General features: G+C 72.2%; 12 protein-coding genes. 2 read left to right on the plus strand and 10 right to left on the minus strand.

Annotated features, from left to right (window positions below; genetic code table 11):
• Nucleotides 1-33 precede the first annotated feature (33 nt).
• From BM041_RS27710 to gpmI, 6 genes are all read right to left on the minus strand, one after another.
• Nucleotides 34-1,104 (minus strand): NAD(P)H-dependent flavin oxidoreductase, encoded by a 1,071-nt coding sequence (locus BM041_RS27710; RefSeq protein ID WP_092963168.1) that lies wholly within the window; start codon nt 1,102-1,104, stop codon nt 34-36.
• On the minus strand, nt 1,101-1,727 hold the full coding sequence (locus tag BM041_RS27715; RefSeq protein ID WP_092963169.1) for a 2-hydroxychromene-2-carboxylate isomerase: 627 nt from the start codon (nt 1,725-1,727) through the stop codon (nt 1,101-1,103). Before BM041_RS27715 ends, BM041_RS27710 begins: the two co-directional genes overlap by 4 nt.
• The gene (locus BM041_RS27720) at nt 1,724-4,060 is read right to left on the minus strand and encodes an ATP-binding protein (protein ID WP_217648867.1); all 2,337 of its coding nucleotides are present in this window, start codon (nt 4,058-4,060) and stop codon (nt 1,724-1,726) included. The genes BM041_RS27715 and BM041_RS27720 overlap by 4 nt, the downstream gene beginning before the upstream one ends.
• A 308-nt stretch (nt 4,061-4,368) precedes the next feature.
• The gene (locus tag BM041_RS27725; protein WP_092963170.1) at nt 4,369-5,280 is read right to left on the minus strand and encodes an alpha/beta fold hydrolase; all 912 of its coding nucleotides are present in this window, start codon (nt 5,278-5,280) and stop codon (nt 4,369-4,371) included.
• The gene (acnA, locus tag BM041_RS27730; protein ID WP_092963171.1) at nt 5,277-7,856 is read right to left on the minus strand and encodes an aconitate hydratase AcnA; all 2,580 of its coding nucleotides are present in this window, start codon (nt 7,854-7,856) and stop codon (nt 5,277-5,279) included. Before acnA ends, BM041_RS27725 begins: the two co-directional genes overlap by 4 nt.
• Before the next feature lie 174 nt (nt 7,857-8,030).
• Nucleotides 8,031-9,581, minus strand: a complete 1,551-nt coding sequence (gpmI, locus tag BM041_RS27735) for a 2,3-bisphosphoglycerate-independent phosphoglycerate mutase (protein ID WP_245762294.1) — start codon at nt 9,579-9,581, stop codon at nt 8,031-8,033.
• 135 nt (nt 9,582-9,716) lie between these two features.
• Here gpmI and BM041_RS27740 point away from each other — a divergent pair, with 135 nt between their 5' ends.
• Entirely contained in the window at nt 9,717-10,793 is a 1,077-nt protein-coding gene (locus tag BM041_RS27740) for an alpha/beta hydrolase (RefSeq protein WP_092963172.1), read from the plus strand.
• Here the strand turns inward: BM041_RS27740 and BM041_RS27745 are convergent.
• Together BM041_RS27745 and BM041_RS27750 are read right to left on the minus strand one after the other, a co-directional pair.
• Complete coding sequence (locus BM041_RS27745) at nt 10,783-11,646, minus strand: ion transporter (protein WP_092963173.1); 864 nt, start codon at nt 11,644-11,646, stop codon at nt 10,783-10,785. The two genes, BM041_RS27740 and BM041_RS27745, sit on opposite strands and share 11 nt — an antisense overlap.
• Before the next feature lie 65 nt (nt 11,647-11,711).
• The gene (locus BM041_RS27750; RefSeq protein WP_092963174.1) at nt 11,712-12,458 is read right to left on the minus strand and encodes an NnrU family protein; all 747 of its coding nucleotides are present in this window, start codon (nt 12,456-12,458) and stop codon (nt 11,712-11,714) included.
• A gap of 23 nt (nt 12,459-12,481) precedes the next feature.
• Here BM041_RS27750 and BM041_RS27755 point away from each other — a divergent pair, with 23 nt between their 5' ends.
• Complete coding sequence (locus BM041_RS27755; RefSeq protein ID WP_092963175.1) at nt 12,482-12,856, plus strand: VOC family protein; 375 nt, start codon at nt 12,482-12,484, stop codon at nt 12,854-12,856.
• Between the two features lie 4 nt (nt 12,857-12,860).
• Here the strand turns inward: BM041_RS27755 and BM041_RS27760 are convergent, their stop codons facing one another.
• Together BM041_RS27760 and rsfS are read right to left on the minus strand one after the other, a co-directional pair.
• A complete protein-coding gene (locus BM041_RS27760) occupies nt 12,861-13,328 on the minus strand; it encodes a 23S rRNA (pseudouridine(1915)-N(3))-methyltransferase RlmH (RefSeq protein WP_092963176.1) in 468 nt (155 codons plus the stop codon).
• A gap of 22 nt (nt 13,329-13,350) precedes the next feature.
• Nucleotides 13,351-14,034 (minus strand): ribosome silencing factor (gene rsfS / locus BM041_RS27765; RefSeq protein ID WP_342713822.1); only part of this gene is annotated, 684 nt, incomplete at its 5' end.

Genomic DNA, 14,034 nt, shown 5'->3' on the forward strand with positions numbered 1-14,034 from the left:
TCGATTGGGGAAAACCTAGGCGCGGCCTGCGCGTCACGCCAGCAGGCGGCGAGCATCCTCCCACAACGCACGCGCCAGTTCGGCGGCGGGCTCAGCGCGGGCCAGCATGGCGGATTGTCCCGCCCAGGCCTGCATGCGGTCGATATCGCCCTCCCTCGTGCCGGCATCGCGCATCGGCTGGGTCAGCCCGCGCTGCACGGGGTAGGGCGCGGGGGGCGGCGCATCCGGCGCGGCGGCGGCCTTCACATAGGCGGTGGCGATGCCCCGGCCGGCGCGGCCGCTGAAGGCGCGGGTGACCGCCGTGCCCTCAGGCGGCGTCGTCGCCAGCGCATCGGCCCAGGGGGCGGGGATGCGCGCTTCCGGGCAGCGCAGGAACCCCGTGCCGATCTGCGCGGCGGAAGCGCCGAGTGCCAGCGCCGCCGCCACGCCGCGCGCATCCGCGATGCCGCCGGTGGCCACCACCGGCACGCGGACGGCGTCCACCACCGCGGGCAGCAGGGCGAACAGGCCGACCATCGCGGCCTCGGCGCGCGCGGCCTCGAAGGCACCGCGATGGCCGCCGGCCTCCATGCCCTGCGCCACGATCACATCGGCGCCGGCGGCCTCGGCCTCCCGCGCCTCCGCCACCGTGCTGACGGTGGCCCACCAGGCGATGCCGCGTTCCTTCAGCCGGGCGACGAAGGGCGCGGGGTAGACGCCCATGATCGAACTGACCACGGCGGGGGCCGCCTGCAGCAACGCCTCGCACTGCGCCTCGAAATCGGGCGGCGTCGCATCGGCGGCTTCCGGCGGCACGGCGGGGCCCCAACCGCCCAGGAACTGCCGCAGCGCTTCTTCCCGCACCGGGTCGCGGGCCGGTGGTGGATCGGGGATCCAGAGGTTCATCTGGAAGGCGCCGTTGGTGGCGCCGCGCACGCTGCGTGCCCAGTCCAGTATGGCATCCGGCCCCATCAGCAGCGCGCCGCAGGCGCCCATGCCGCCGGCCTGGGCGACGGCGATGGAAAGCCCGGGCGGGCAGGTGCCGGCCATGGGGGCCAGCAGGATCGGGATGCGCAGGCCGAAGCGGGCGCAGAAGGCCTCCGCGCGGGATACGGGGCTCATCATCGCGTCACGCGCTCCACACCCATCGGCAGGGCGTCCAGGCGCCGCATCGCCGGCGTCTCGAACAGGTTGGGATCGGCCAGGTAGGCTTCCGCCATCGGCATGGCATCGGCGCCCCAGAACAGCTCATCCCCCACCGCCAGCGTCGGCACGCCAAAGACGCCGCGGCCGATCGCCTCCGCCGTCGTCTCCCGCAGCCTTTCCTTGGCGCCGCTGCCCGCCACCAGCGCGGCCGCATCCGCCACGCCGAACTGCGCGGCGAAGGCCGTCGCCTCCACCACCGGGTCGCGGCCTTCCGCCCAGATGAAGTCGAAGGCGGCGGTCACCACCGCGGGCGTCGCGCCCAGCGCCGTCACCAGGCGCAGCGCCTCCAGCGACCGGAAGGGATGGGCGGGGGGGAAGCGCAGCGCGCGGCCGCCCAGGAACTGCACCTGCCGGTAGGTCTGCCGCCGCTTCGGCGCGATCTCCGCCGGGCCGAGCTGCCCCCAATGCGCCAGCACCGCCCCCAGCACGATCGGCTTCAGCGTCACGGGCTGACCCAGGGCCAGCACGCGCGGCAGCGCCAGGTGGGCGAAGGGGGAGACGAGGTCGAAATACCAGTCGAGTTCCGGGCGGGCGAGCGTCATGCGGCATCCATCGGCGGGGGCCCATCCGGCCCATCCAGCAGGGACAGCACCTTGGCCACCAGCGCCGTCGCTGAATAGGGCTTGCCGAGCAGCTGCACCCCCTCATCCAGGCGGCCGTGGTGGATGATGGCGTTGCGGGTGTAGCCGGTGGTGAACAGCACGGGCAGGCCGGGGCGGCGTTCCAGCACGGCATTGGCCAGCTGCCTTCCGTTCATCGGCCCCGTCAGCACGACGTCGGAGAACATCAGGCAGATGCGCGGATGGTCATCCAGCACCGCCAGCGCGGCGGGGCCGTCCGCCGCGGCCACCACGCGGAAGCCGCCTTCCTCCAGCGCCGTGACGGCGAAGTCCCGCACCATCGGGTCATCCTCCACCACCAGCACGGTGCGGCCGGCGCCGTCCTGCGCCATCGCCGGCAGCGCCACCACGGTCGGCGCATCGGCCGCCACCTCCCCATCCCGCAGCCGGGGCAGGTAGAGCTTCACCGTCGTGCCATGGCCGGGTTCGCTGTAGATCGCCGCATGGCCGCCGGACTGCTTGGCGAAGCCGTAGACCTGGCTGAGCCCGAGGCCCGTGCCCTTGCCCACGGGCTTGGTGGTGAAGAAGGGCTCGAAGGCGCGGCCGGCCACGTCGGGCGGCATGCCGGCGCCGGTGTCGGAGACGCAGATCGCGACATACTGGCCGGGCTTCACCTCCTCCCGCCCCGCCGCATAGGCGTCGTCGAGATGGGCGTTGGCGGTCTCGATCGTCAGCTTGCCGCCGCCCGGCATGGCGTCCCGCGCATTCACCGCCAGGTTCAGCAGCGAGGATTCGAGCTGATTGGGGTCCGCCAGCGCGCGCCAGAGGCCGCCGGCCAGCACCGTCTCCACCGCCACATCCTCCCCCAGCGTCCGGCGCAGCAGGTCGGACATGCCGGCCACCAGGCGGTTCGCATCCACCGATTCCGGCGCCAGGGGCTGCTGGCGGGAGAAGGCGAGCAGCCGCGCCGTGAGGGAGGCGGCGCGCTGCGCGCCCTCCATCGCGCCATCGATGCCGCGGCGGATGCGCATATCCCCATCCGCATCCAGCCGGCGCTTCACCAGCGCCAGGTTGCCCAGCACCACGGTCAGCAGGTTGTTGAAGTCATGCGCCACGCCGCCGGTCAGGCGGCCCACGGCTTCCATCTTCTGCGCCTGGCGCAGCTGTTCCTCCGCCCGTTCGCGCCCGGTGGCGGCGGCGATCAGCCGGGCATTGGTCTCCGCCAGGTCGCGCGTGCGCTCCATCACCCGCATCTCCAGCGCCTCGTTCAGGCGCATCAGCTCCTCCTCCCGCGCATGCAGGGCGGCGGAGGCGGTGGCCAGCGCGTCGCCGATCTGCGCGACTTCGCGGATGCCGCTTGCGACCGGGGGCACCACCGCGCCGTCGCCAATGGCGCGCGCGCTGGCGGCCACGTCCTGCAAGGGGCCGGCGATGCGGCGGGCGAAGGCCAGCGCCAGCAGCAGGGACACCAGCGCCAGCAGCGCGCCGGTCGCGACCAGCAGCAGCAGGGACCGGCGCAGCGGTTCCGCCAGCGCATGGTCCGGCACGCCGACCGCGATGCGCCAATCCGCCAGCGAGGTCCGCACATAGGTGCCGAGCACCGCACGGCCATCGGCGGTGGTGCCGCGCCAGGTGCCCTGCTGCCCCCTTGTGTTGTCGCGCAGATCCTGCGTGGCCTGGCGGCCGACGAAGTCCTCGTGCCGGCTGTTGCGGGCCAGGATCGTGCCCCCGTCATCCACCACCGCCACGGTCCAGCCCTCCTGCAGGCGTTCGGTGGTCAGCACGTCGCGGATGCGCGTCGCGGGCAGGCTGAGGCTGAGGAAGGCCGGCCCCGCCGCGGGCTCCAGCGGGGGGATCTGGATTTCCATGGCGAAGAGCGCTTCCGCCGCCACCGCGCCCTGGAACAGGCCGGAGATCATGGTCTGCCGCGGCCGCGCCGCATCGGCCAGCGGCGCGGGCAGCGTCGTCATGAGTTGCGGGGCCCCGAAGGGCACCCGCGCATTCACCAGCCGCCGCCCGGCGGCATCCCGCAGCACGGCCGTGACTCCGAGCCGTTCCTGCAACTCCACCACCTGCGCGTGGAAGGCCGGCAGGTCCCCCGCCCGCAGCGGCTGGGACAGGCTGAGCAGGTTGAGCATGGCGGACAGCCCCGCCAGTTCCCGGTCCACCGCCACGGCGGCGCTGCGGGCGGCGGCCAGCGCCTCCCCTTCCAGCCGCGCGCGCTCGGCATTGCCGACGCGCCAGAGCAGGCCGGCGACGAAGACCAGGATGGGCAGCGCCAGCACCGCGGCGAACAGCGCCAGGTGCCATTGCACCGGCCTGCCGGGCGGAAGCGCCCGGCTGTTCACCCCCCCGAGCGGAAGCGCCCGGCTCTTCGCCCCCCCGGGCGGAAGCGCCCGGCTCTTCGCCCCCCCGGGCGGAAGCGCCCGGTTCTTTGCCCCGCCCGGCGTTTCCGCCGGCGGCGTCGGGCGCGTGGGCAGCGATCTCGTCACGGCCAGCCCCCGGCAAGGATTGGGTTCGCGCTCACCGCAACCTCCATGCCCCGCCACCCCGGCGGGGGCAAGCGTGGCGGGGCGCGCCCCGCAACGAAACCCGCCCCCTCACCGGGCCGTGATGCGGGGGCCTATCCCTGGAAGAAGGGCAGGATCTCCGCCAGCACCTCCTCCGGCGCGTGCTCCGCCAGGTAGTGCCCGCTGCGCACCGCGCGGCCGGAGAGCGGGCCCGTGACATAGTCGGCCCAGACCGGCAGCACATTGTCGAACACCGCCTGGGTATGGGACAGCCTGCCCCACAGCACATGCACCGGGCAGGCCAGGCGCTTCCCGGCCTCGTAGTCGGCATTGTCCATGGCGAGGTCGAGCGTCGCGCAGGCGCGGTAGTCGGCGCAGGACGCACGGATGGTCTTGGGCGTGAAGCAGCGGACGTATTCGGCGACGGCGCGCGGGTCGAAGATCGACATGCCCATGCCCTTCTTGCCGATCTTGCGGGCCATGAACCAGTCCGCGGGGACCGATTCCATCATCCGTTCCGGCAGCCCTTCCTCCTGCGGCATGAAGACCCAGTGCCAGGACTTCATCGCCCAGTCCTTGGTGATGTTCGCATAGACATGGCGCTGCGGCAGGATGTCCATGATGGCGGCGCGGATCACCGCCTCCGGATGGTCCAGCCCCATCCGGTGCGTCACCCGCCCGCCACGGTCATGCCCGCAGACGTTGAAGCGCGTGTGGCCGAAATGGGCCATGACGGCGACGGCATCCTGCGCCATGGCGCGGAAGGTGTAGTCGGCGGGGTCGTAATACGGCAGGGACAGGTCGCCCGGCCCGGTGCTGTCCCCGTAGCCGCGCAGGTCGATCGCCACGCAGTCGAAATGTTTCGTCAGTTCCGGCGCCATGCGGTGCCAGATGACGTGGCTTTGCGGGTTGCCGTGCATCAGCAGCAGGGGCGGGCCGGAGCCCCCGCGGCGGGCGCGGATGCGCGCGCCGCCGGGTGTCTCGATGATGTGGTCGGACCAGCCGGGCAGAAGATCGTCGCTCATGGTGTTTCCCCCTCCCGCGCTTTCCGCAGGATGGTGGGGATCATGCCACCGCCACGGATCAGCGCCACGTCCCTGGCCGTATCCAGCAGCGCCGTGGCGATGCCCGGCTCCACCCGGCCATCCCCGCGATGGATCGAGACGGTAACGGGCGCGCGCGGCGCCAGCGCATCGGCATCCAGCGCCACCGCGATGGTGTCGCCGGGCCGCAGGCCCATCGTCGCCGGCCGCCAGCCCTCCGGCAGGCGCAGCGGCAGCACGCCCATGCCGATGAGGTTGGCGAGGTGGATGCGTTCGAAGCTGTTCGCCAGCACCGCCCGCGCGCCCAGCAGCTGCGCCCCCTTGGCCGCCCAGTCGCGCGACGACCCCGTGCCGTAGCGCTCCCCCGCCACGATCACGACGGGCACGCCATCCGCGGCATAGCGCGCGGCGGCGCGCCAGGCGGGCAGCGCCTCCCCGCTCGGCGCATGGATCGTGTGGCCGGGCGGCAGGCCGGGGGCGAGATGGTTCACCACGGTGCGGTTGGTGAACAGGCCGCGCAGCATCACCTCCCAATTCCCGCGCCGGGCCGCATAGACGTTGAGGTCGCGCGGATCCTCGCCGCGCTCCACCAGCCAGGCGGCGGCATCGCTGCGCGCCGGGATCGCGCCGGCGGGGGAGATGTGGTCGGTGGTGATGTCATCGCCGAGCACCAGCAGCGGATGCGCGGTGAAGGCCCCGGCTTCGGGCGGCGCCAGCGTGACGAAGGGCGGCGGGCGGAGATAGGTGCTGGCGGCGTCCCAGGGGAAGCGCGCGGTGGCGGGCGCCGCGAGCGCCGCCCAGGGACTCGCCGCCTCGGCCTCCGCCGCCGCTGCCTCCACATCGCCCGGGTCCATCGCGGTGGCGAGCAGCGCCTCCACCGCCGCGGCGCCGGGCCAGAGATCGGCCAGCGTCACGGCACGGCCATCCCCGCGATGGCCCAGCGGATCGCGCACGATGTCGATGCCGGCGCGTCCCGCGATGGCATGCGCGACGACCAGCGGCGGGGAGGCGAGCAGCGCGGCATCGATCTGCGCATGGACGCGCCCCGGAAAATTGCGGTTGCCCGACAGCACGGCGACGGGCTTCAGCCCCTCCGCCTCCACCGCCCGCGCCACATCCGCCAGCAGCGGCCCGGCATTGCCGATGCAGGTGGCGCAGCCATGGCCGACGATGGCGAAGCCCAGCGCCTCCAGGTCTTCGAGCACGCCCGCGCGCCGCAGCCGCCGCTCGGCCGCCGGCGATCCGGGCGTCAGGGACGCCTTCACCCAGGGCTGCGTCGACAGCCCCAGCGCGCGGGCGTTGCGCGCCAGCAGCCCCGCCGCGATCAGCAGCCCCGTATCGCTGGTATTGGTGCAGGAGGTGATGGCCGCGATGGCGACGGCATCGGCCGGGATCGCGCCCGCGGCCGCGCCCCGCATCGGCGCCAGCGCGGCCCGCACCGCCGCCGTGTCCAGCCGGTCCTGCGGCCGCCTGGGACCGGACAGGGAAAGCCGCAAGGCCGAGAGATCGATCTCGACCAGCGCCGTCACGCGCGGATCCGCGGCGGGATCGGCCCAGAGGCCATTGGCCCGCGCATAACCCTCCACCAGCGCCACCTGCGCCTCGCCCCGCCCCGTGGCGCGGAGGAAATCGAGCGTCGCGCCATCGATCGCGAAGCAGCCCGTGCTGGCCCCGTATTCCGGCGCCATGTTGGCGACGACGGCGCGCTGCATCGCCGTCAGCGTCGCCGCACCCGGGCCGAAGAACTCCACGAATTCGCCGGAGACACCGGCCCGGCGCAGGCGCTCCGTCACCACCAGCGCCAGGTCCGTCGCCAGCACAGCCTCCGGCAGCGCGCCCGTCAGCCGCACGCCGACCACATCGGGGATGCGCAGCGCGACAGGCACGCCGAACATCACGCCCTCCGCCTCGATCCCGCCGACGCCCCAACCCAGCACGCCGATGGCATTCACCATGGGCGTGTGGCTGTCCGTGCCCACCAGCGTGTCCGGCACCGCCCAGGATTCGCCACCGCGCGTCTCCGTCGTGACGACGGTGGCCAGGCGCTCCAGGTTGATGGTGTGCATGATACCCGTGCCCGGCGGGAACACCCGGAACCCGTTCACCGCCTGCGACGCCCATTTCATGAAGCGGTAGCGCTCCGCGTTCCGCGCCATCTCCCGCGCCATGTTGTGGGCCAGGCCCTCCCGCGTGCCCGCCAGATCCACCGCGACGGAATGATCGACGGAGGTCGCGACCGGCACCGCCGGGTTGAGCCGCGCGGGATCGCCGCCCGCCTGCGCCAGCACATCCCGCATCGCCGCGATATCCACCAACGCCGGGCCGCAGGTGGTGTCGTGCATCAGGATGCGGCCGGGGGCGAAGGGGATTTCGGCGGTGCTGCGGCCGGTGGCGAGCCAGGCGATCAGCGCGGCCTGGCCGGCCTTCGCGGTCTCGGCATCCGCGGTGCGGAGCAGATTCTCCAGCAGCACGCGATGAGACCAGGGCATGCGGGGGAGATGCGCGCCAGCGGCGGCAGGGAGGTCGATGATGCGGTGGGGGCCGAGGCGACGGGGCATGAGGTCCTGCGCGTGATGCGGGGGGAACTCTGTTCCCCCCGCGCCCCCCTTGCCAGGGGGCAACCGCCCCCTGGACCAGGGGGTTTTCACCGAAGACGGTCCAGGGGCGGTTCGGCCCCATTGGTCCCTTGGGCGGATGGGGTGTGGGGAAGGCAGCGCCTTCCCCACGGCAGGTCAGCGCAGCAGCGACGTCCCGGTCATCGCCGCCGGCTGCGGCAGCCCCAGCAGCGCCAGCAGCGTCGGGGCCAGGTCGGCCAGCCTCCCCTCCGCCAGCGTCGCGCCAGCGGGCGCGCCCATCAGCAGCACCGGCACCACATTCGTCGTATGCGCGGTATGCGGGCCGCCCGTGACGGGGTCGCGCATCATCTCCGCATTGCCATGGTCCGCCGTCACCAGCAGGCAGCCGCCCGCCTCCCGCACCGCGCCGGCGATGCGGGCGAGGCCCGCATCCACCGCCTCGCAGGCCTTGATCGCGGCCTCCAGGCTGCCGGTATGACCCACCATGTCGGCATTGGCGAAGTTCAGCACGATCAGGTCATAGGCCCCGGATTCGATGGCCGTCACCGCCTTCTCCGCCAGCTCCGGCGCCGACATCTGCGGCTGCAAATCATAGGTCGCGACCTTGGGGGAGGCGACCATCACGCGATCCTCCCCGGGATAGGCCGCTTCCTCCCCGCCATTCAGGAAGTAGGTGACATGCGGATACTTCTCCGTCTCCGCCATGTGCAGCTGCTTCAGCCCGGCCTTGCTGACGACGGCGGCCAGGATGTCCGCCATCGACTGCGGCGGGAACAGCGCGGCCATGAAGGGCGCCAGCGCGTTGCTGTATTCCGTCAGCCCCGCCGCGCCCACGAAGCGCACCGTGGGATCGGGCACGAAGCCGGTGAAGGACGGGTCGAGCAGCGCCGTCATGATCTCCCGCACCCGGTCGGCGCGGAAGTTGAAGCAGAGCAGGCCATCCCCGTGCCGCATCCCGTCCCGGTCGCCATCCGCGCGCAGCCCGTAATCGCCGATGGCGGTGGCGGGGATGAACTCATCCGTCTTGCCCGCCGCATGGGCCGCGGCGATGGCGGCCTGCGCCGTCGGGTGGCGCGCGCCCTTGCCCGTGACCATCACGTCATAGGCCTGGGAGACGCGTTCCCAGCGATTGTCGCGATCCATCGCGAAATAGCGGCCGCAGACCGTCGCGATGCGGGCACCCGCCGGCAGCGCGGCCTCGAAGTCCCGCACGAAGCCCGCTGCGCTGTCGGGCGCCGTGTCGCGGCCATCGGTCCAGGCATGGACCAGCACCGGGATGCCCTGCGCCGTCGCCGCCTTCGCCAGCGCGATGGCATGGTCCTGGTGGCTGTGCACGCCACCCTTCGACAGCAGCCCCATCAGATGCAGCCGCCCGCCGCTGGCCTTCAGCTTCGCCAGCAGCGCGACCAGCGCCGGCAAGGTCGCGATCGACCCATCCGCGCAGGCGGCATCGATGCGCACCAGATCCTGCATCACCACGCGGCCGGCCCCGATGTTGAGGTGCCCGACCTCCGAATTGCCCATCTGCCCCGCCGGCAGCCCGACATCGAGGCCCGATGTGTGCAGGAAGTTCCTCGGCCCCGCCTGCCACAGCGCGTCGAAGCAGGGGGTGGCGGCCTGGCGCACGGCATTGTCCGCCACCTCCTCCCTCCAGCCCCAGCCATCGAGGATGGCGAGCATCACGGGGCGGCGGGCGGGTGCGGGCATGGGGTGTCTCCGGCGGGGGTGCCCCGCTTTAACCCGCCGGGGCGCGGGCGCAAAACCCGCCCCGGCGGCGACGATGGCTTCCCGCTTTCATCACGGTGTGTTTACGTTCCGCACCCGACGCCAAGGAACGTCCCCATGGATGCCACAGTCTATTTCGCCACCAACCGCAACGCCACCGGCAATCCGGCGGAGCCCTTCGGCACGAGCTACAACCCGGACGGGCCCTTCTGCGTCCGCTACGGCTATGCCGAGGTGGCGGTGAAGGGGAAGAAGCCGCACGACCCGAAATCCTACAGCGTGCAGAAGGTGGAGGTGATCCCGGACATCGTGGAGCCCGGCGACCCCGCCAAGAAGCTCGCGCCGACCTACGGGTCCGACAAAGCCCTGCCGGCGCTGCGGGCCCGGATGCGGGAGAACAAGGCGGACCTGCTGATCTTCATCCACGGCTTCAACTGCAGCTTCAAGGAAGCGCTGGAGAATGCGGCGCAGCTCCGCCAGGTCTATTCAACGGCCAAGCGGCCGCTGGAGGTGGCGGTGTTTTCCTGGCCCTCCGACGGGCGCACCGTGACGCCGGATCTGAGCGCCGATTCCTCCAAGCTGCGCCTCGCCTATTTCAACGACCGGACGGATGCCGAGGCCTCCGCCAGCGCCATGGCGCGGGCGCTGAAGAAGCTGGTGGATTTCGTGAAGGACATGTCGAGGGAGGAGAATTGCGGCCAGCGCATCCACCTGCTGGCGCATTCCATGGGCAATTTCGCGCTGCGCCACGCCATCCGGGCCTTCGGCCAGGATATCAAGCCGGGCTGCATGCCCCGCCTGTTCGACAACATCTTCCTGATGGCGGCGGATGAGGACAACGACGCCTTCGAGATGCCGCACAAGTTCCAACGCCTGCCTGAACTCGCGACCGCGGTGCATGTCTACTACGCCGCCAATGACCGGGTGCTGCAGGTCAGCGATACGACGAAATCCAACCCGGACCGGCTGGGCGGCGCAGGTCCGCGGACCCTCAGCGACCTGCCGCGCAAGGTCACGCTGGTGGATTGCGCGCTGGTATCGGGGGTGGGCGCCCTGGCCCCCCGCCACAGCTACTACCGGGAGATGCCGCCGGTGACGGCGGATGTGCAGGCGGTGCTGGCCGGCATCCCCGGCGATGCGATGGACTGGCGCCAATACGTCCCCGCGGAGCGCGGCTTCAGGATCACTCCCTGACCGCCGCCGCCCGCAGCGCCGCCACTTCCGCGCGGAGCGCCCGCATCTCCTGCAGCAGCAGCTGCGTGTCCAGATGCGCCTCGCTCCGCGCCGCCTCGGCCGCCACCTCCGCCGCGCGGGCATCCACGCCGTCGCGCTGCTCGCGCAGCGTCTGGATGCTCTCCACGATCACGCCGATGAAGAGGTTCAGGACCACGAAGGTGGCCAGGATGGTGAAGGGGAAGAAGAACAGCCAGGCCAGCGGCACATGCTCCATCGCCTGGCGCACGACATTGCCGAAATCATCCATCGCCATCAGCTGGAACAGCGTGAACAGCGCGGTGCCGAGGTCGCCGAACTGCTCCGGCATCACGTCGCCGAACAGCTTGGTCGCCATCACGCCGAAGACGTAGAAGATCAGCGCCATCAGCAGCACGATGCTGCCCATGCCGGGCAGCGCGGCCAGCATCGCCTCCACCACATTGCGCAGCGACGGCACCACGCTGACCAGCCGCAGCACCCGCAGCACGCGCAGCGCGCGCAGCACGGAAAGCGGCCCGCTGGCCGGCGCCCAGGCGATGCCCACCACGATCAGGTCGAAGATGCCCCAGGGGTCGCGGAAGAAGCGGCCGCGGAAGGCGTAGATGCGCAAGGCGAGTTCCGCCGTGAAGATCCACAGCAGCACCTGGTCCACCGCCACCAGCGGCCCGCCCCAGGCGGCCATGACGCTGTCGGACGTCTCCAGCCCCAGCGTCACGGCATTCAGCAGGATCAGCGCCGTGACGCTGTGCTGGAAACCCCTGGAGAGGATGAGGCGCGCCAGGCGCGCGCGCGGCGAAGCGTCGGCATCCGCCGCCGTCAGGACTTCCTGCATCGAATCGATACCCCCGGTTGCCGCAGGGAATGCCGGCACCGCGGGGCGATTTCAAGGCGTCGTGATCACCCCCCGATGATCAGCGCCGGCACGCCGAAGATGCCGCGGTGGAAATGCAGCAGCGCCGCCCAGATCAGCAGCCCCACCAGCGGCGGCATCAGCCCGATCTCCTTCAGCGCCAGGCGGTTCCGCCCCTGCGCGATGGCGGCGAAGGGCAGGATGGAGGTCTGCCGCGCGAAGGCCGGCCAGGCCTCGGGATGCCGCGCCGCCAGCTTGGCGTCGATCGAGGGCATGCCGAGGAAGGCCGTCACCGCGAAGGCGCCGAAGAAGACCAGCGCCGCCGTATCCCCGTTGCCGATCATGTGGATCGTGGCCCAGCCGCCGAAGGCCCACAGCATGGGATGGCGGGTGATGCGCTGGATGCCGCGCGCTTCCTCCCCCAGGCCCTTGTTGCCGAAGGCGGTCGGGTTCCGCTTGTGGCTGGCCACGAACAGGATGAAGACCGGCAGCATCAGGAAGGCCAGCACCCAGCGCAGTCCCGGGGCCGCGGCCCAGAGGATGGTCGTCTCCGCCCGCCGCCAGGCCAGGACCATGGCGAAGACCAGCACGAAGGACAGGATGGAATAGACCAGCAGGAACCGCTTCTCCCCCAGCGCCGCCACCAGGCGGCCCCGCAGCGCGGTGCCGGAGACGCCGACATGGACGCCGACCCAGGCGATGGCGAGGAGGAACAACAGGGCGAACATGCGGGGATACTCCGGCGCGGTGTGGCCCCCAGGGTAGCCGAAGCGCGGCGCCAGGGGCAGGTTCATGCGCCCCCTCAGGACCCGCCGCCATGGATGATGAACAGATGCGCCCCTTCGCCTTCGTGCTGGCGGTGAAGGATCTGGATGCCAGCGCCGCCTATGCCCGGGATGCGCTGGGCTTCACCCTGGGATGGGCGGAGATGACGGGCTGGCGCCTGCTGACGCGCGGCGCCGTGCGCCTGATGATGGGCCATTGCCCCGATGCCCTGCCGGCGGCCGAGACCGGCGACCACAGCTGGTTCGGCTATCTCGAGGTCGATGACATCGACGCGCTGCACGCGGAATTCGCCGCCCGCGGCGCCCTGATCCTCAACCCGCCCAGCGACCGCCCGCACGGGATGCGGGAGATGGTGGTGGCCTTCCCGGAAGGCCACCGCCTGATGCTGGCCCAGGCGCTGGACTGATCCCTCACGGCCGCCAGGCCCGGTGGTAAGGGTGATTGGTCCGGATCGCCTGCGCCCGGAACAGCTGCTCCGCCAGCAGGCCGCGGACCAGGAAATGCGGCCAGGTCAGGGGGCCGAGCGACAGGCGATGATCCGCCCGCGCCAGCACGGCGGGGTCCAGCCCCTCCGCCCCGCCGATCACGAAGGTGATGGGCCGCGCCAGGCCCTCCCACTTCTCGACCAGCGCGGCCAGCGCCTCGCTGGTCGGCGCCTGGCCGCCGAGGTCCATCGCCACCGCGAAGGCCTGGGGCGGCAGGGCGGCCAGGATCGCCTGGCCCTCCCGCCGCCGGATCTCGGCCGCATTCGCCCCCTGCCCTTCCGGCAGTTCCGTCACGGCCAGCGCGGGGCGCAGCCGCGCAGCGTGCTGGTCGAACAGCGCCTTCTCCGGCCCGGGCTTGATGCGCCCGATCGCGACAAGGCCAAGGCCGCGCATTATTGGGCGGCTCCGCCGCGGGTCACGCCTCGTCGTCGTCCTCGATACCGGGTTCCGGCACGCTGCCGTCATCGGGCAGCGGCGTCTGGTCCATGGCGGAGGCGCCGGGGCTGTCCGGCCCCCACATCCGTTCCAGCGCGTAGAGCTGGCGGGCCTCCGGCTTGAACAGGTGGATCACCAGGTCGCCGGCATCGATGAGCACCCAATCCGGGGAGGCCTGGGTGGCGTCGCGGCGGAGCTTGAGCCCCTCCTTCTCGAAGGCGTCCTCCAGATGGCTGGCCATCGCCTGGATCTGGCGGTCGGACAGGCCGGTCGCGATCACCAGGCGGTCGGCGTAGTCGGCGCGGCCGGTGACGTCGAGGATGGTGATCTCCTCGGCCTTGTCCTCGTCCAGCGACTTCCGCGCGGCTTCGACCAGGCGGTCGAGCAGCGCGAGGGGCACCTTCTCCCGCTTCTCGGCCTTGGCGCGGGCCGGGCGGGGGGAGCGCGCCTTGGGGGCGGGTTCCGGCGCGGCTTCGGCGGCCGGGGCCTCGGGTGCGGGCGCCGCGGCCTTGCGCTTCGGTGCGGCCCGCTTCGCGGCGGGCTTGGGCGCAGGCTCAGGCGCCGGTGCCGGGGGGGCCTCGGGAATCGGCTCCGGCGCAGCAGCCTTCGCCGGTGCCTTGGCGGCCGTCGCCTTCGGCTTCGCGGCGGCCTTCGCCGGTGCCTT

Origin of the sequence: Falsiroseomonas stagni DSM 19981 (genome assembly GCF_900114315.1) — a bacterium.
In the GTDB taxonomy this organism is placed as follows: Bacteria; Pseudomonadota; Alphaproteobacteria; order Acetobacterales; family Acetobacteraceae; genus Falsiroseomonas; species Falsiroseomonas stagni.